Genomic DNA, 17511 nt, shown 5'->3' with positions numbered 1-17511 from the left:
GCTTACCTCTTCTCGTGACGACGATTTCTTCATCTTCAGCCTCTTTCATGACTTTCGAGGCATTGATCCTGAAGTCCCTGACAGTGGCATATTTCATGAAATCAAACTCCTTGTAGGTCGATTATCCTACATCTATTATATGTGATAAACAATGAAGAGTCAATGTACACATTGTCATTTATGATATTATTTGATATAATATTATATGTGATAAGCTCATTTTTCAATCGCAGTAATGACGATATATTTGATGGCATTGACACAAAGGCGGCGAGGCAGACATGTCCGTAGTCATTGTGGGCAGTTGTCCGCAGGAAATTGGACCAGATAAACTGCTTAAGAGAATTGCGGGAGCTCGCAGTGCCTCCTGGCAATCAACTGGAGGCGCTGAAGGGTGATAGACATGGGCAACACAGTATTCGTGTGAACGAACAGTATCGAATCTGTTTCCGATGGAAGGATGGAGACGCATATGAAGTTGAGATCACAGACTACCACTAGCCTTAAAGGTAAAGCGGGATGCAGTGACTATACACAGTTGACTGCAAGGCGTCTGCCAGGCCTCAGGGCGCCAACACATCCTGGCGAAATGCTTCTGGAGGAGTTCTTGAAACCTTTGGACATAACTCAGTCTGAGTTTGCCAGGCATCTTGGCGTGTCTTTTCCACGTTTGAATGAGATTATTCGCGGCAAGCGGGGGGTAACGCCTGATACCGCACTCCGCCTGGAGCGCGTTCTGGGGATGTCCGCAGATTTCTGGCTGAGATTACAGCTTGATTGGGACTTGTGGCATGCCAAGCGCGGGAAGAACGCCGAAGATATAGGTCGGTTGGTGCCGGTTCGCCTCACTATCAAATCCAGCCCGACAAAAGATAAAAAGGTTTCATAAACGTCCAACCCTTTTTGGCCCATAACCCACAGGCCACATATGCCTTGCCTCACGTCATTTTGTCTACATAAGATTACAGGATTCCGGATGCTCTGCCAGCGCCTTGTCATAAAGAGCGAGAGCCTCATCATCTTTACCCTGCATCTGCAGGAGTGCTGCCTTAGCATCCAGGATGAATTCATAACTGGGATTATTCTTCAGAAGCTTATCATAGATTGCAAGGGCTTTGTCATATTCTTTCTTTTTCGTATACACGGCTGCTTTCCCCATAATGGCCGATATATCTTCGGGATCCTTTTTCAGCATCAGATCAAATGTTGAGAGAGCTTCGTCAAATCTTTCTTGCTGGAGAAGCCGATATCCGTTCATGATTTGCTTCTGCTGACGGGGAAGAACCACATACCACTTATATGCAGTTCTTATCGGAACTGAAGCAATGCCAAACGCTGCCAGAAGAGCCAATGTTATCAATAAAGTCCTGACGGATTTCTTCATTGGAGCTTTTTGCTCACTGGAACCTTTAACTTTTTTTGCCTCCTGGAGTGATCGCACCCCGAATGCAGTCAATAAGATCCCAAACAAGAATGCAGTCAGCCCGGATATCGGTTGTGATAACACAAATATGAGAAATAAGCCGCCAAGCGCAACAATTGATCCGAGCAATGTATAAACAAGTCCCACTCTACCTATGGAGCCTGCCACGGCTCCTGCCTTGACCATCCTGAGCGAATATTCGGAAATCATATTTATGTCTTTTACATCATCTTCGCACTGATTCTTGCATGCAATCCCCTTTTCAACCTCAACTGCGCATTCCTTGCAGAGCCCCCTTTGGCAGCTTTTGCAGACGCCTACGGCTTCCTTTTCTTCATGAAAAAAGCATTTCATTGCAATTAGTATGCTCCATCGTATTTCAGTTGCCAAGAGAATTATACCATAAATCTGGTCAAATCCAAACAAGAGAAACAAATCAGGCCGAGCACACCAAAAGTCAGTGAAAGCTCATAGCAGGTCCGCGACGCTGTTACTGAGCCATTGCATATCATTTTTTCGACCCATTTCTCACTCCACTGAAATCAAAAAGGGGTACGTTCTTCTTGATCTGGTGCTTGCGAGCTACGGCAACTGATGCTTCAGAGATATCTTGGAATGCATCGTGGTTAAGGAAGTCTTTAAGGATCTTTTCCGACTCTCTGTCCTCAGGAGCCTCCTGCCCTGTCGGAAATTGAGCCGTCTGCAGGAACACGCCACCATTTGTCAATGTTTTTCTGTCATAGCATGGGGCGCTTTTAATTCTTTCTTCTCCAAAGAAGTCAATATAAAGAGGCCCCAGGAATTGCGCCCAGAAAATGCCGGGCAGGTGCTCATTGAGTCTTTCCCGTTGAAAGTGAGATTCTTCAGCATCATAACGGGTTATGAATCCATAAAGTCCGCCCGTATAATCGAACAGGCTTTCTCCAATGCGCAGCAGCGGTTCTGTGCCATAGCCCGTTGAGAGATACTCAGATCCTATCCAAAAGGCAATTTCATTGAACAATGCATGAGCTCCCCTGTTCCAGCACACTATGATGAATATACGAAAAGGCTTCTCTTTCCACATATTGATGGTGTGACAGATAAAATTCGGATTTTTTCTCTTATTTACCCATATGCGAATTGCATCGTCAAGATTATTCCCCTCAAAGCATGCGCCTGTGAGCCGCGTTCGCCAGGGGTGAAAAACCCTATCCGGAACAAAAATTTCCCCCTGTTCAATCAGAAGATGGAAAAAATCCCTTGCTTTCTCCTCGGTGCTGAGATCCAACAATGAATAGAACTTCATATACAGCTCATATTTCACAGGCATTGCAGCATCGTCTCTCAAAGGCCTTCGCTGCTGCAGTTTATTGAGCTTCCCGGGGATTGCCGGCATGTGTGAGGTGATAAGGAACATTGCATGCTGCTTTTCAAACTGGTATGATACCGATTTATTCTCATCGTCAGAATGTCTGAAGCGGAACATGAGGATAGTCAATAGGAAGAGCACTATCAGTTGCAGATGGATCGGTATCCAGTTCTCGGGCATGGTAATCATAATTGATGCAATGAAGGCAGCCAAACACATAATCATGGCAGCAAAGGGCACCATTATCAATTTCAGTGCCCATTCTTTGAGCTTGCATTGTTCTTTTAAGTAACGCATGAGAGGGGTGAGAATCATAATAATCAGCGTTCCCATTGCCCCTATTGTCGCCATAATAATGAAAATAACAATTACAGAATGCATTGCTCACCTGACATCAAAAAGATTATGTGCCATCTATACTATCCTACTTTTTACAGAGCATCTGTAATAAAGGGCTGAATAATTCCGCTCAAATTGGATGAATTGCCTTGAAATCTAATGATGAGATTGCTTTCGTCGTCATTTTGATAAGAGCTGGTAGGTGCCACATTTATATCCCCAGAAGACCACGATCATTCTTCCCATTTCGCAAATCTGGTACTTTTCCATGGCGTGCCTCACTCCCCCGAGACCGGTTTTATCAGCCCTTTACTCATTCCATAGGCAGCATTCCATCCCCTCATGGGGCAGGCTATTTTCTTACCGTGAGCATGGGATCACCGAGCAGGATCGATCCGAGATACCATTTCCTCTTTGTCTTCTTTGCATCCTGCGGCATCTCGAAGAGGAGCATGGCTTTATAGGCCTCGCCGAATGACTCCCCCTTACCCAGGTGCTGATATATGACGCTTATGGAATTGATAAGGCCGGGCATGGTGGAGCCGAATACTTCAAGCCCGTCGCATGGGCCGAAAAGGAACCAGCCTCCCAGGTAATTCTCAGTGGTGTAGCAGCATGTGCTGCACTCCCCCATATTGTAGAAAAGAGCCCGCGGCTTGATCTGCGGGAAATCCCCGGTCTTGATTACTTCGCAGCGGCCCCTGTTCAATACGCCGATGCCATCCACTCCCTGGTTGTGAGAGACAATCTGAACAAATTCATATGCTTTCGCCAGCTCCTTTTTCAAACGGGGCGCCGTTGAGTCCTCCTTACCGTTGATCACCGTGACATTCTCTCCGTATAGTGCTTCCAGTCCCATGGTGGAATTGGCTTTCCAGGGATCATCGACAAAGGAGAGAGCGCCCTGCCTTTTCTTATATACTCCTCTCCGGTAACTATGGACTTTATCGAAATATTCCTTAATCAGCTCATGGGATTTTTTTCTCCCTGCAAGCGCCGTTGAAAGATTAGGGACAATGAAGCCGGCCCATATTTCAGGCCCACCTTGGGGCCACTCGGGAGTTTTCTCAATATCGGTGCCATTTTCAGCGAGCGCCCATGGGCCGTCGAGATCCATCAGATAAAGCGGGCAAGGACGGGAATCCATACCCTTTCTCAGCAGGGAGGGGATGGGGAGGTCTCCTATCAGAATGCATCCCTTGAGATTATTGTTCTGCTCTCCAAGGAGGACCTCTTTCATCTGCCGCGATGAGTGCCAGTCTTCCGCCCTTATGTCCACTTCGTAGCCTTCGAGGCGGAGATCCTTTTTGTACACGGAGAGCTCAATGCTCAATTGCCTGAACAACCCGGGCCTGATGAAGACCACCACTTTACCCTCACCGGCATGGGAGGGACGAGAGAATAAAAGGGCCCAGAGGAGCACCATGACTTTCACCATGGTGCCAGGGAATTTCATCAAGGGCTGTCCTGCAGATCCTGTTCCATGAGATTTCATATCCCGATCCAGTTTCTTCCATTAAGAGCATTGATCTCCGGCTCATCACCGATGAAATATTGCCCTCCGCCAGGCGTGGCGAGCATTTCCCAGTATGGCGCGCAACATCGCAGCATTTGTATTCATCAGAGTCTCTTTATCACTTCATTTCCTGCATATATTGATGAGATAACCGCCGCAGAGTGTGCGTTCGCTTCTATTTGGAAGTGCGACAGGTCCATGGAGCCATTCTCTACTGTGCAGCGGGGTTGTTTTCAAAGAGTCCCACTGTATTTCCCTCGGGATCGAGGCCTATGGCATAATATCCCATGCCTGGTATGGGGGCCCTGGAAACGATTATCTGGCCCCCCCGCTTCGTTATTTTCTCCGAGTAGTCCGCCACGCTCTCCACGAGAATGTAGTTTACCGGCATTGCCTCCGGCATGGGTTTCTTCATCATGCCCCCACCGGGCTGACCTCCCGTGTCGATCATGATATAATCGCCCAGCTCCGCTGACGCGGTGAATTTCCAGCCGAACAGGTCACCGTAAAAGCTTTTCATCTTCTCCACATCATTGACAGGAATCTCAAAATGACAGATTATATGGTGCATGTTCCCCTCCTAGCCTTTATGCTCCTGAAGATTTCTCTATCCACAGGGGGGAAAACCTTTTTAGGAGCCCCGGTGCACCCGGCCTCACAGATACGCCTGCCAGGATGATGGCATGCGCATTTTGAACGTCAAGAGGCACTCGTGGGCACCACGCAACAAGGGGTAATCATACTGGGTGATATCTCTGGATATACCAATCTCCTGACTGAAACCGAGCTCACCCATGCACGGTTCATTCTCCAGCAGATATTTGACGCGATCTTTGCCGCCACCGGCGAACACTTCATGGTGAATGAAATCGAAGGAGACGCGATATTCGCATACTGTGTGCACCCGAATAATCCTGAGCGTCTGCTCGAGGCTACACTCAATCAGATAAGAGCCTATGGACTCGCTTTCCATCGCACCCGTGAGAATATGATGGCCATGAAGTCCGCTATGGATACTGAGGGCAAAGGGTGTCACTGCGGAGCGTGCAGAAATATCGATAAGCTCTCTTTCAAATTCGTCATTCATTATGGAGAATTTGGCGTGAATCAAATCGGCCCGTTTGTGAAGCTTGTCGGCGGCAGTGTCATAGTGGCTCATCGACTGTTGAAGAATTCCATACCCAGCAATGAATACATCCTCATAACACAGCAGGCGCTCCAATACCTGCCTACTCCTGTCCGGCAGGAATTTGTGACAGGTACTGAGTCTCTTCCACATTTTGGCGATATACCTGTCGGATATAGACTAATGGAGTGGGCAACCGAGAGGCAGTGCCCGGATTCTGATAAAAGCTCTTTTCAAAGTGCGCCTGCGGGAATGTTTATTGCGTGGGATATTCGAGGTGTTGGGCTTTTCAGGAAAATTATTGTATTCTGTTCTGGATAATCTCCCTTTTTTTACAGGTTTTTATCCTGGTTAACAGAATTTTTACAAAAACCCTGCCGTTGCTTGAATTTATGCCAATTTATTTACTTTCATTTCACATGAAGTTAAGAGAAAATTAATACAGATTTTACAAATTATTCTTTCATGAAAAGGCTCCATGCGTGATAAATCACCTGGGAAGGGGAAGAGCATTTCTTTGCAGGGGGTGTGTACATGGAGATCGGGGGACAGACGCTCCAGGTGATCCAGAGACTCGGCCTGGCGGGCGGGGCCTATGTGAATTCTTCAAAGCCTTCCGGGGTGAAGGTCGCCGGGGAGAATGAGCAGAAGGACCTGTTCACGGGGACGGAAGACCTCGAGGAGCTTGAGGAGGAAGAGAAGGGCTCGAAGCCCCGGCAGGAAATTCCCGCTGAGTATACCACCCGTTTTGACGAAGAGAGGGACCTCACCCCCTACCTGCAGATTGTCGATGACATTGCGCGCTCAAGGGACGGGAACGGAGACATCAACACCCTGAGCGATACGGAGCGCCTCAACCTTGCGAGGGCACTGAGCGGCTACGGCGTCGATGTCCTTTCTAATCTCGAGAGCTCGAAGCTGAAGATACTCCTTGTGGACCCGAACAATCCCAATTCTACGGGCGGCATGAGCTGGCAGTCAAACGTGGAGGGTGGCTCCATTGGCGGTGGCTACATGCGCGGCGAGAAAACCATTTACCTGAACCAGGGCGAATTCAATCACCAGGAGGGCATCCAGGGAAGAACGGTGAAGAACACCCGCCATGAAGTGGGCCATGCCGTTGATGACATGCTCGCGCCCGACGGGCTGAACCCGAACAAGCGCTATTATGAATCCTCTGAAAACGGCGAGCTCCAGGGACTCTGGAGGAATTACACCGAGAGGATCAAGGACAACCCTGACACCCAGTGGGAGCAGTACGCAGACCGCAGCATCTTCGGACCCCATGAATACCTCGCCGAGGGCATAGCCCATTACCAGTACAACGATCTCACGAAGCAAGAGCTCCTTGAGAAAGATCCCGAGCTTTACAAAGTGGTGGAGCAGGTCCTTAATGATGCGAAGGACCCGGCCCTGCCAGACGAGCAGAAAAAGTCTCCCCTGGGGAACATTGCCGAGGGAATCGGCGACTTCGTGGGCGGCATCGCAAACGCCATCGCAAACGCCATCGGCTCAGTGATCAAAGGGATCGGAGATGCCATCGGGGGATTTTTCAGCGGGCTCTTCGGGAAAGGCGCTTGACGCTCACAGGCAATATCAGGACTCGCCTGGCGCGTGTGCATTGTGATAGTCCCGGGAAGGGAATAGAAAAGCTCAAGCCCATTGCTTTTGCCATCTTCAGGATAGTCCATCCATTGTCGGCTTTCATATTGATATCAGCGCCTTTTGACAGGAAAAATTGAAGCATTTCATATCTCACCGGGCCAGAACCGAGGGCCCTGTGAAGTGGAGTCCATCCCTGATTACTTTTTGCATTTGGCTCTGCGCCCATGGTTATGAGAAGTTCAGCCATATCCACTCGCCCTCTCAAAGCCGCCCAGTGAAGAGGGGTATATCCTTCAACGTGACAGGAATCTATCTTTGCTCCACTGGATATCAATAAATCTATTATTTCCTTGTGACTCTGCGAGTGCCCGCAAATGACTGCCTTGTGCTCCAGAAGTACAGGCTCCTCCCGGGCTTCCGCTACCTCAGCGATGAGCGGTTCGCCGAGCTTCCCGAAGAGGTACAGCAGAGCATCAGGACGGGCTCATGGTATCAGAAGGCCGGGGCAGGCAAATCTCTCGTGGAGGAAAATATGCCCGTCCCTGAAGGCGCTCCGTGGCCATCCGGTTCTTCCTCCCCGAAGAGCTCCATAACCTCTGGAACACTGCCGCTTCTTGGGAAGAAAGATTCCTTGCCTCCCTTCTCGCCGACTATCTTACCACCGAGAAGGTCTTCCACAATGCGGCCCTTCTCCACGGATTCTATTGACTAAAAAATACCGCCTGTGATAGACTTGTGTCATGAAAAAGAAAATCAGCGTGATGAGATATCGGCTTGAAGATGAAACAAAGATGTATCTCAATCTTACACTCGAGGAGAGAGCGAAGATTTTAAAGATGGCCTGCGCATCGGCCGCAAAGATCGCCCGCTCTCGAGCCGATTCAGAAGCTGTCTTCAGGTATCAGCAGCCTCCAGTCCAATCATTGGAGCCAATCTGGTCACGCTTGAGATGTGGTGGTAACAGTGAGAGAACCTCGTGACCCTGTCGAGCTTGCCCTTCTGTTTATTGAATTTCTTCAGAAAAAAGAAATGGAATATGCAGTCGGCGGCGCCATTGCTCTAGGCTATTGGGGGATCCCCCGGGGCACCATCGATGTTGATGTCACTGTATTTATAAAAATCGACGAAATGGATCAGCTTGTCGCGATTCTTGATGCCATGAGCTGCATATTTGACGCTGTTGAAGCCAGGCGACATGCAGAAGAGCGGGGGGCATTCAGAGTATTCTGTCATGGAATGAGGCTGGATATTTTTCTTCCTGATATTGAGCTTTACGAAAGCGCCAGGGCGCGCCGCAGGCAGGTTCCCCTGGAAGGCCGGCTCATATGGATCTGGTCCGCTGAAGATCTTATCATATTCAAGCTTCTCTATTACCGCCTGAAAGACCAGGCGGATATTGAGCAAATCGTTGAAATTCAGGGCAATTCGCTGGATAGTGACTATATCCGCACATGGCTTGTAAATATGGTGGGAGAAGAAGACACCCGCATCTCCTGGTGGGACACTCACAATATCTCTGCATAGGCCCATGATGCCGCAGAACAATTGCAGCCAATGCCTTTATAATGTCAGATGGATATACTTGATTGAAGAAAACAGCCCGCCATTATAATTTTGAATCAGTATCACGAAACTCTACCCTCTCGACGGAGGTTCTGCAGGCATTGATGCCTTGACCGGCGCGGTTTTCTCGAGCCCGGTTCGGGTTGAGCCATATGAGCAGGAGGTGCCCGTCAAGGCCACGCGGTACCCAATGGAATGGTGACAGCTGACAAAAGCTCTGTTGATTGTTATGATAATCACCGGAATAGATGGTGAATTTTCAGGGAGAGCCCGGTCAAGGTACCTGCATCCTTTCATTTATCTTGAGCTGAAGGATCGCTTCAAACTTCTGAAAGCCCATAACCGCGGCCTGGTTCCCTCCATATATTTTTCCGACTCGCCTGAAGAGGATCTGAAGGCATATTCAGGTGATTACCTGAGGGAAGAGATAGCGGCGGAGGGCCTCGCGCGCAACATACCGGCCTTCAGCAGGTTTCTCCAGACAGCCGCCCTGTGCAACGGCCTGATGATCAACTATGCCAATATTTCAAATGATGCCCAGGTTCCCTCGAGCACCGTTCAGGAATATTTTCATATTCTTCGCGATACGCTGATCGGATTTGACATTCCCGCCTGGAAAAGGAGCAGGAAGAGAAAAGCCATCACCACCTCGAAGTTTTATTTCTTTGACGCCGGTGTGGTGCGCTACCTTCAGAACCGCCCGGAAATAAGGGATAAGTCGCCGGAATTCGGGCAGGCCTTTGAGACCTTCATGGCCCACGAGGTAAAAACTTTCCTGGATTATAAAGGCACGGGTGAGCTCACTTACTGGCGATCAAAATCAGGATATGAGGTTGACTTCATCATTGACGATGCAGTCGCGATAGAAGTCAAGGCGAAACAGAATGTCTCCCCCAGAGATCTCCGCGGCATGCATGCGCTGAAGGAAGAGAATATGATAAAGCATTACGTGGCGGCATGCCTGGACGAGAGGCCGAGAACTGTTGACGGGATCCATATTCTTCCCTGGAAAGACTTTCTGCTCAGGCTCTGGAACGGCGATTTCACTTCATATGCTCAAACGCATGACTGAAGGTATCTTTGGATTTTTTTCACGGTTTGCTGCTGACTGGTTCTGCCATGGAGCCGGGATATGAGCGGAGGCATAGAGTGGCACACGAAATCATCATCACTTTTCACTCCATCAGCTCCATAGGATATGAGATCATAATACAGCGAGGCACTCTTCCTCTTCTTATATCCATCCGTGAAAGCCCTTGTGGGCATTTTCATTATTCCTTGGCACCATGCTCACTGTTTCAAAATGATCCTTCTAGAAGCAGGAGTCTTTTCCCTTGACTGGAAATTTTGCAGGCATATGGGGGATAGAAATCAATACTGCACCGATGTTATGCCTGCTCTCGCAGTGGCGGTTTTGCCTTTTTTTATGGCTGCGCTTATAGTTTTACTCAATCCTTCCCAGGCATCCATCGCGCTTTCCCTTGTTTTCGTTCTTATGCTGTCATATACGATGACTCTGATTAAATTACATAAGTATTCCCTCAAAAAGAGCCTGAAAATGGTATTTTTTGCATCTGCCGGCTGGATCTGCCTTCAACAATATTTTCTTGACCCCAAGCCATTCTGGTGGAGTTCATTTCTTGAACATATGAGAATTCAGGGTCATTTGATTCAATTTTTGCTGATCATACTTATTTATGGCTTTGTATTTGTGGTTGGCATGGAAAATGGCTTTGTTATGGGCGTATCCCTCATATCCAATATATTAGTGGCATGTCTGCCTGTATATATCTTTTGTTTGAACCAGGGCGTGACTGGTGGTTTCAAAGGATATGGAAATATCTTCATATTTCTTCCTTTTTTGTTGTTCGGTTTTCTGATGAGTTTTCTTGGTCATTATTACAAATGCAGCAAGCGAAGGCAAGTCGATAATGTGCCGTAATAAATTCACAATTCACCCCCTTGAGCACCCTTTTCTGAAATTTAACTGAACATAGGGGACAGTCTATGTTTTTCAGCGGGTTCTCGCGTTTTTGAATACCTTTCTTGAAATGTCACACTTTATCTGATACCATGGTGATGAGTTCAGAGAAACATGAACACGAAGAAAAAGAATTATCGTTTTTGGATTGTGGGGGCTGCACTCGTTGCATTGCTTGTCCCGGCATTGAGCGTATTGGAAAAGAAATCCTTTCATGCAAAAGTGTGCAGAGATTTCGTTGCTTACCTGGAAAAGGAAATACCAGGTATCAACGTTGTCGCTGAGAGCGATTCAGTCCTTCAGATTCAGTTCCCCGGGAACCCAGAGGAGAAGAAAACAAGACTCTCACTTCTCAAGCTTCACAAGAGGATATCCGAGTCAGAATCACAGAGTATTAAAGACCGCGAGGAGATATATGGCGAATTCGTGCAGATTCTCAAGGAATCCAATTGGCCTCTCTCGGATAACCCCGAGCACTACAGGATGAGGATATTCCCGCTCCTGATCACTCAGGATAAACTTGAAAGCATGCAGGGGTTAGGTGAGAAAGGAAAGGGGATCATAAACCGGAAGTTTGACAGCACAGGACTTTTCATCGTTTTTGTAATTGATTACAGCAACCATATGAGTTATATCGACAAGGAAGTCCTGAAAAAAATAAAGTTTCCAGAAGAGCAGCTCTACCCGGTTGCCATGAAAAATCTCCACATGCACTTCCCCGGAGAGACTGTCCGTAATGCTGTTGAGAAAAAGACTTATAGTTCTATAAAGATAATGGATGGCTATGATGCAACTCGGCTTCTTCTTGTCCCGGAGTATCTTATGGATGGGGAATCAGTGGCTGCCCTGGTTCCAGACAGCAACATTCTTACCCTTGCTCCACTGCCAGATAATGGCGACTGGAGTAGATTACAGAAACTAGCACGATTGGCAGATGGAGAGCCCCTGTTGAATAAGCCGATCCTTGTCACCAAAAAGGGATTTGAGTTGAAATAAGGGTTGTATACTGAGACCCTGAGAGACCGGACAGACGATCTGTTTAGAAATAAAGTTCCAGAGACTGTACAGGCGGATCACATTCTGATTGTTGCGGGGGCAAGAATTAATTATCTCAGTCAGGGACTCTCACGTTGAAAAATCACCCTGTCTGTGCTATAATGAATGAAATTACGGCTATATCATAACCATCCTGTCACTTTTATCGCACCATTTCTGCCCTGCATATGGTGATTCTGTCTCTTTTAGATAACTGGTCCAGGGAGGAATTAATAGGAAGCGAGATCCAGGCTCCCCCTGCCCTCCCAAGAAATTATACAAGAAATTTCCCGGCGAAAAGCGCTGAAAAGGATGAGAGCCCTCAATTCAATTCCTGATTCAGTTCAGTGGTGCAACAGACAGAGGAGCGGCAGTGACCGCTCCTCTGTCTTTGTGGTATAATCAAGGCAGGACTGTGCAGACTCTCCCTGGAAGTGATCGGCCCTCGGCAGGGCTTACCGGGGGAGCTGGGCGGGGATAATGACTGGGGATAAAGCCGGGAGGTAATGGGTCATGAAAAAGGTGAGAACAAGGAATGAACTGGCAGCAATAATAAACAGGGTGCCCGAAGAGAAAATACCGCTTGTGGCTGATATTCTTGAGCTTCTCATCACTGATGCTGAAAGGCGGGAGGATTATACCCTTCTTGAGCCGATGGAAGATGAAAGCCTCCTGAGGCCTGAATTCGTTGAAGAACTGAAAGAGTCAGAAGAGGCAGCAAGAACGGGTAATGTGATGACGCTGGAGGCATTCCTGAAAGAGCAAGCGCGATGAATGTAATTCTGACAGGTCCGGCGCAGAAAGATATAAATGCCCTGGCTCCCCTGGTAAAGAAGCGGGTGCAGAAGGAGCTTGTGAATATCGCTTCTGGTAATGCCAGGCTGGAGAAACTGGCAGAGCCCCCGCCCCGCTGGAAAGTAAGAGTGGGAGAATACCGTATTGTATTGACTCTTGACGCCTCCAGAGCAACGGCCACAATATTGAAAGTAAAGCACCGCAGAGAAGTATATCGCTGAGAGGAGCATCTTATGGCATACCACAGGAGCGGCAGTGACCGCTCCTCTTTGTTTTCCCCGGCAGGAGTCAGCATATTCTTAATGGAAGGAATCTGCACCTTCAGAGCTTGCCGGGGGGATTGATAATGAAGATAAAGTGGGGTAGAGTTATACTGAGACCCTGAGAGACTGGACAAATGATCTGTTTAGCAATAAAGTTCCAGAGACTGAGCAGGCCGTTCAAATTATGATTGTCGCGGGGGCAAGAATTAATTATCTCAGCCAGGAGCTTTCACATTGAAAAATCACCCTGCCTGTGGTATAATGAATAAAATTAGGGCTACATCATAACCATCCTGTCTCTTTCATCGCACCATTTCTGCTCTGCATATGATGATTCTCTGTCTCTTTTGGATAACAGGTCCAGGGAGGTCTATGGGGGTGAGAGCACAGTGCCGCAATTTATCCAGAGATGACCTCTCGTCACCATAGCCGATGCTCAACAAGACCCTTCACTCAGGAAGAATCCTGAATTTTGTATCTATCTTTTTGGGAATTCTCTTGTACATCTGCTACAAATGGCGGCTTTCAAGTGACAATTTCCTTAATACTCTCATTACCTTTCTCTTCGCTTCGCAATCTGTGGCACTCTTGATATTTTCCCTCATGTTTTCAAGCTTCATCAGCCCATTCGGTTTGAATTAGAGTTTTTCAGGGAGGAGTTGATTCACATAGGGCAGGCAACAGAGAATGTAACGGAAGAGAACAGTATTATACCAGGCCAGGGCCAGCAGCCACTTTTCGGATCGGTATGGAGCCACCTTCTCATTATTGCCGGATATCTCATGGCGGCGCTTTCCATCATATTTTTTCACCTCTCCATTGCCTCTCTGGCCCGTTTTTTCGCATTATCCAATATTACCTCAATTTATGAGACCAGACTTTTGTTCTTTATACTTGACAGTCCTCTGAAATGCACCCTTCTCATTCTGTGTATCACTTTTATCATTGGCCTGTTCTATCGCCGCCTCACAAAAGCCACCTATCAGAGCACAGCCATTGTGCTCATCATTTTTGTCCAGTCTGCCACAATTCTCCTGATATCATTCATAATGGCCGCGGCATTTATTCCCTGGCTTTCTTCCTTTAGATAAATTGCGATAGATTTCTAAACTGAGATCCGAAGGGATGAAGTTATTATTGAAAGGAGGGAGTATATATGGAGAACTGGTTCTGGGCGCGCTTCAATTTTTCCTTATTTTCTAATGATAGGTTTCATCATTATCATCCTCCAGCAGTAGGGAAAAAGGGGATGGTTGCGCCGAGCGACGGGATGAAGCGTCGATGAAAGAGAGCGTATGGTTCGAAGTCCCGGAAAACAAGGTGAGGTTTTAGAGGCGATTCTCATCGAGTTCCGGGCTATCCGCGGTTCGCTGGAGGAGATTGAAAGCAAGCGGGAGAGTTGATTAATGCAGGCAAGAATGGACTGCTTCGTATAAGGCTAAAAGGATCCTTACCTTGTTCATATAACAATTATTTACGGATATACGTATATGTGGTATAATGGGGAGAGGTGGTCACCATGGTGCGAAGTGAGATAATTCTCGAAGAAACCCAGAAGGACTTGCTTGACACGCTTGCTTTCATTCTATCGAGAAAGAAGAAAAAAAGAATTACCAGGGCGTCTCTGATAAGGGAATCAATAAATTACTGGCTGAGGAACGTGGGAAGAAAAGATCTTTCAGACAGCGAGCTTATTCTGCTTAATCCTACCCTCATGGAAGATATCAAGGCCGCAAAAGAAGATCTTGAGAATGGAAGAGAATATACTCATGAAGAAATGTTGAAAGAGCTGGAACGATGACCTACAGGCCAAAATATACCAGGAGGTGGGTCAAGAATCTAAAAAATACCTCTCAATAAAGAAAGACATTCTTTCCAAGGTTGAGAAGATTCTAGATGATCCTTATCTCCACTCGCGTGAATCTCTTCAGGGAAAATCCAGTGAAAGAAAACTGGATCTTACAGGATTACGATCAGCCACCGTGAGGGATAAATACAGAATCATATTCATTCTCTGCCTGGAATGCCAGGAGCTCTCTCTCAAAGAAAAAGGGATTTTTTTCTGTGAAACCTGTGAAGCGGAGATAGACTCCATGACCATCAAGTTTCTTGCCTTCGGCTCCCATGACGACGCATATTTTATGAAATGATGAAAGACTTCCTGAAAACGAGAAGAGCTACGACAAGAGGTTAATACCATATAAGAGGCCAGGGCGAAGGAACTCAAAAAGATTTGTTCATTCTGGAAAAGGAGGGTGATTACAGAATAAGAGCCCATTATCATGTGTATGAATACTTCAAGGAAATGATAAAATCTCTGGGTGGAGGGATCTGGAGAGGTGACTTGACCTCAAATGAAGTAACAATAACCTATATCAAATGAAGACAAAGTCTTTTCTTATCATAGTATGCTTTTTGTTGTCATCTATGCTTCTCATTCACAGTTCATGCTTTTCCAATTCAGAATCCGAGAGGCTCCTGCTGGAGGCTTCAAAACTTTTCAACGATGCCAGGGATAAGGAAAAAACCAGCTATCGGCAGGCATACGAAATGTATGAACACTCCCTTTCCCGGCTGGAATTAATTATCTCGGATTATCGTGACTCGGAGCAGGCAATAAAGCTTAAGGATGGCACAATAAGGGTAGGCCCTTATACTTTCAATCAATTCAAGGAAGTGTTCCTTCCCCAGGCCAGGCTGAGAGCTGATGCCGAAGAAAGTCCTCTCGCCTGCGCGCTCTATATCAATCAAAAACTCTGTGATAACTCCATAATTAAAGATGAACGTATTGCCGAAATAGCCGACGTCTATATTGAAGCCGGCCTCTATGGGAAAGCAGATGAGCTCTATGGGCTTATATCTGATGCCTCTTTCAGAGAAGGTACACTGTCCAGTATGGCGACAGGTTATGCGAAATCGGGAAAATTCTATCAGGCGCTGAATGTCATCCTGGAAATAAAGAGTGCCTCCTGCAAGGCTCAAACCCTTTCCAATGTAAGCTCTGAATATATGAAAGCGGGCCATAAGGATAAAGCATTGACGATTTTATCAGAAGCACTTGATGCCGCCGAGGCCATTGCGGACCCTGCTGAAAAAGCGAAAATGCTCACCGATATGGCAATCCATTACAACAACTATGGTGATAAAGACAAGTCCGCCGTGATATTTTCACAAGCAGTGGAAATTGCCAGGTCAATCCCTGGTCCTGATGCTCTCCCCTTATTTCGCTTCTGGGATCCAATGGACAAAACGACGTGCAGATCCAATACTCTGATGAAGATGACTCTGAAATATCTTATCACGGGCCGATTTGATCAAGTCCTCAAGGTGGCAGGGACAATAGACGACAAGTCTTACAGGGCCAATGCGCTCAGTGTCATATCATTTGCCTATCTTAAAAATGGCTGCAGAGATGAAGCAGACAGGATACTCTCTCAGTCTCTCGCAATAATACAGAACATTGATGACTCCGATGCAAAAGCCAGCCTGCTGGGCTCTATTGCTTTGAAGTTTCAGGAAATTGATCAATACGGCCGTGTTTTAGAAATTGCTGAGATCATGCCGGAAACACAAATGAAATCTCTCGCATTGGCGGCGGTTGCCTCTTATTATACAAGCTCAGGCCGCTTTAACCAGTCCCTCCATGTGGCTGAAATGATAGATGACCTTCATCTCAAAGACGGTTTATTGAGAAATATCGCTTCGCGGTATGCGGATTCCGGTAATTATAAGCGTGCGCTTGAGATTGCAGAATCAATATCGGAGAGCGATGAGAAAAGCCATGCGCTTTCACGGATTGCAGCAAGCCTGGCAAAACAACGAAATTATGAGGAGGCTTCTCGCATAGCCCGGTTGATAGAGGGAGACAATAACAAATGCTTTGCACTCAAGCTGATTGCAGCAGCATATGCCGAGTCAGGCCAGTATGAAAGGGCCTTGAGCACTGCAAGAGTTATTCCGGACAGGATGCAAAGGGACTATGCTTTGAGAGGGATAGCGAAGTGCTATGCTGACTCAAGTCTCTTTGAAAAGTCAATTCAAATGGTGGATAAGATCCATAACGTTGACCAGAAGGCCTTTTCGCTGGAGGAGATCGGACTGAAATGCATTGAGAAAGGTTTTTATGAAAGAGCATCCCAGATTGCCCTGATGATAGACGGTCTCAAAACAGAAACGGAATTTGCCGGAAATGGCCCCTTACGAAATCTTGGCATAAAATTTGCAGAGGCAGGGCAATATGCCAATGCCATTGATATCGCTGTAATGATAAGGAGGGGCGATGAAAAATTCGATGTGCTGTTTGAAACAGGGTCCATGCTTCTAAGAGCCGGAAAAAAATTGGACAGCACATCAGAAGAAATGCTGCACAGAATAGTGAGGAGCTTTGAGCAGCAGTGAATTCATGGATCATCTTTCCTGCTCCCGAATTGAGGTGACTTATTATCAGACTGGCGGCCATGTGTGTATTCCAGCCAATTCGATCACTCATTCCAGACGATCCCGATCAGGGATTC

At 47.1% G+C, this 17511-nt stretch carries 19 protein-coding genes; 13 read left to right on the top strand and 6 right to left on the bottom strand.

Going from position 1 to position 17511, the window contains the following annotated elements:
- Window positions 1-294 precede the first annotated feature (294 nt).
- Window positions 295-501 carry a type II toxin-antitoxin system RelE/ParE family toxin gene (locus RDV48_30745; protein ID MDQ7827212.1) on the top strand — a complete coding sequence of 69 codons (207 nt, stop codon included), beginning with the start codon at window positions 295-297 and terminating at the stop codon, window positions 499-501.
- Complete coding sequence (locus RDV48_30740; GenBank protein MDQ7827211.1) at window positions 461-889, top strand: HigA family addiction module antitoxin; 429 nt, start codon at window positions 461-463, stop codon at window positions 887-889. The genes RDV48_30745 and RDV48_30740 overlap by 41 nt, the downstream gene beginning before the upstream one ends.
- Window positions 890-952: 63 nt before the next feature.
- On the opposite strand, the gene RDV48_30735 is transcribed toward RDV48_30740, so the two are convergent.
- The 5 genes from RDV48_30735 to RDV48_30715 all read right to left on the bottom strand — a co-directional run bounded on the left by RDV48_30735 (window position 953) and on the right by RDV48_30715 (window position 5851).
- Window positions 953-1813: a tetratricopeptide repeat protein gene (locus RDV48_30735; GenBank protein MDQ7827210.1), complete on the bottom strand. Its 861-nt coding sequence runs from the start codon at window positions 1811-1813 to the stop codon at window positions 953-955.
- Window positions 1814-1931: 118 nt separating this feature from the next.
- A complete protein-coding gene (locus RDV48_30730; protein MDQ7827209.1) occupies window positions 1932-3155 on the bottom strand; it encodes a hypothetical protein in 1224 nt (407 codons plus the stop codon).
- Between the two features lie 310 nt (window positions 3156-3465).
- Complete coding sequence (locus RDV48_30725; protein ID MDQ7827208.1) at window positions 3466-4569, bottom strand: hypothetical protein; 1104 nt, start codon at window positions 4567-4569, stop codon at window positions 3466-3468.
- 271 nt (window positions 4570-4840) lie between these two features.
- Window positions 4841-5200 (bottom strand): VOC family protein, encoded by a 360-nt coding sequence (locus RDV48_30720; protein MDQ7827207.1) that lies wholly within the window; start codon window positions 5198-5200, stop codon window positions 4841-4843.
- A gap of 84 nt (window positions 5201-5284) precedes the next feature.
- Entirely contained in the window at window positions 5285-5851 is a 567-nt protein-coding gene (locus tag RDV48_30715; GenBank protein ID MDQ7827206.1) for a hypothetical protein, read from the bottom strand.
- Window positions 5852-6289: 438 nt separating this feature from the next.
- Here RDV48_30715 and RDV48_30710 point away from each other — a divergent pair, with 438 nt between their 5' ends.
- Window positions 6290-7336, top strand: a complete 1047-nt coding sequence (locus RDV48_30710; protein ID MDQ7827205.1) for a hypothetical protein — start codon at window positions 6290-6292, stop codon at window positions 7334-7336.
- Here the strand turns inward: RDV48_30710 and RDV48_30705 are convergent.
- A complete protein-coding gene (locus tag RDV48_30705) occupies window positions 7308-7736 on the bottom strand; it encodes an ankyrin repeat domain-containing protein (protein MDQ7827204.1) in 429 nt (142 codons plus the stop codon). The genes RDV48_30710 and RDV48_30705 overlap by 29 nt on opposite strands.
- A 179-nt stretch (window positions 7737-7915) precedes the next feature.
- Here RDV48_30705 and RDV48_30700 point away from each other — a divergent pair, with 179 nt between their 5' ends.
- The 10 genes from RDV48_30700 to RDV48_30655 all read left to right on the top strand — a co-directional run bounded on the left by RDV48_30700 (window position 7916) and on the right by RDV48_30655 (window position 17395).
- Complete coding sequence (locus tag RDV48_30700) at window positions 7916-8068, top strand: hypothetical protein (protein MDQ7827203.1); 153 nt, start codon at window positions 7916-7918, stop codon at window positions 8066-8068.
- A 255-nt stretch (window positions 8069-8323) separates the two neighbouring features.
- The gene (locus RDV48_30695) at window positions 8324-8884 is read left to right on the top strand and encodes a hypothetical protein (protein MDQ7827202.1); all 561 of its coding nucleotides are present in this window, start codon (window positions 8324-8326) and stop codon (window positions 8882-8884) included.
- Between the two features lie 268 nt (window positions 8885-9152).
- Window positions 9153-9995 (top strand): DUF4143 domain-containing protein, encoded by an 843-nt coding sequence (locus RDV48_30690; GenBank protein MDQ7827201.1) that lies wholly within the window; start codon window positions 9153-9155, stop codon window positions 9993-9995.
- A 186-nt stretch (window positions 9996-10181) separates the two neighbouring features.
- Window positions 10182-10865 carry a hypothetical protein gene (locus tag RDV48_30685; protein MDQ7827200.1) on the top strand — a complete coding sequence of 228 codons (684 nt, stop codon included), beginning with the start codon at window positions 10182-10184 and terminating at the stop codon, window positions 10863-10865.
- A gap of 153 nt (window positions 10866-11018) precedes the next feature.
- Entirely contained in the window at window positions 11019-11900 is an 882-nt protein-coding gene (locus tag RDV48_30680) for a DUF1444 family protein (protein ID MDQ7827199.1), read from the top strand.
- A gap of 552 nt (window positions 11901-12452) precedes the next feature.
- Window positions 12453-12713, top strand: a complete 261-nt coding sequence (locus tag RDV48_30675) for a hypothetical protein (GenBank protein MDQ7827198.1) — start codon at window positions 12453-12455, stop codon at window positions 12711-12713.
- Complete coding sequence (locus RDV48_30670; protein ID MDQ7827197.1) at window positions 12710-12955, top strand: type II toxin-antitoxin system RelE/ParE family toxin; 246 nt, start codon at window positions 12710-12712, stop codon at window positions 12953-12955. Before RDV48_30675 ends, RDV48_30670 begins: the two co-directional genes overlap by 4 nt.
- Before the next feature lie 1561 nt (window positions 12956-14516).
- Window positions 14517-14798, top strand: coding sequence for a hypothetical protein (locus RDV48_30665; protein MDQ7827196.1), 282 nt, complete (start codon window positions 14517-14519; stop codon window positions 14796-14798).
- Between the two features lie 25 nt (window positions 14799-14823).
- Window positions 14824-15147, top strand: a complete 324-nt coding sequence (locus RDV48_30660; GenBank protein MDQ7827195.1) for a hypothetical protein — start codon at window positions 14824-14826, stop codon at window positions 15145-15147.
- A gap of 229 nt (window positions 15148-15376) precedes the next feature.
- Complete coding sequence (locus RDV48_30655) at window positions 15377-17395, top strand: hypothetical protein (protein ID MDQ7827194.1); 2019 nt, start codon at window positions 15377-15379, stop codon at window positions 17393-17395.
- The last annotated feature ends 116 nt before the right edge of the window (window positions 17396-17511 follow it).

It is taken from the genome of Candidatus Eremiobacterota bacterium (assembly GCA_031082125.1).
GTDB lineage: Bacteria > Vulcanimicrobiota > CADAWZ01 > CADAWZ01 > Ess09-12 > Ess09-12.
This window is presented reverse-complemented; position numbering and strand designations above follow the sequence as displayed.

What these genes read in the sequence shown, in the direction of transcription:
- RDV48_30710 (MDQ7827205.1), top strand. Translation starts at nt 6,290, where the DNA reads ATGGAGATCGGGGGACAGACGCTCCAGGTGATCCAGAGACTCGGCCTG.
- RDV48_30665 (MDQ7827196.1), top strand. Translation starts at nt 14,517, where the DNA reads ATGGTGCGAAGTGAGATAATTCTCGAAGAAACCCAGAAGGACTTGCTT.
- RDV48_30725 (MDQ7827208.1), bottom strand. Translation starts at nt 4,569, where the DNA reads ATGAAATTCCCTGGCACCATGGTGAAAGTCATGGTGCTCCTCTGGGCC.
- RDV48_30680 (MDQ7827199.1), top strand. Translation starts at nt 11,019, where the DNA reads ATGAACACGAAGAAAAAGAATTATCGTTTTTGGATTGTGGGGGCTGCA.
- RDV48_30730 (MDQ7827209.1), bottom strand. Translation starts at nt 3,155, where the DNA reads ATGCATTCTGTAATTGTTATTTTCATTATTATGGCGACAATAGGGGCA.
- RDV48_30675 (MDQ7827198.1), top strand. Translation starts at nt 12,453, where the DNA reads ATGAAAAAGGTGAGAACAAGGAATGAACTGGCAGCAATAATAAACAGG.
- RDV48_30690 (MDQ7827201.1), top strand. Translation starts at nt 9,153, where the DNA reads ATGATAATCACCGGAATAGATGGTGAATTTTCAGGGAGAGCCCGGTCA.
- RDV48_30670 (MDQ7827197.1), top strand. Translation starts at nt 12,710, where the DNA reads ATGAATGTAATTCTGACAGGTCCGGCGCAGAAAGATATAAATGCCCTG.
- RDV48_30655 (MDQ7827194.1), top strand. Translation starts at nt 15,377, where the DNA reads ATGAAGACAAAGTCTTTTCTTATCATAGTATGCTTTTTGTTGTCATCT.
- RDV48_30720 (MDQ7827207.1), bottom strand. Translation starts at nt 5,200, where the DNA reads ATGCACCATATAATCTGTCATTTTGAGATTCCTGTCAATGATGTGGAG.
- RDV48_30740 (MDQ7827211.1), top strand. Translation starts at nt 461, where the DNA reads ATGGAGACGCATATGAAGTTGAGATCACAGACTACCACTAGCCTTAAA.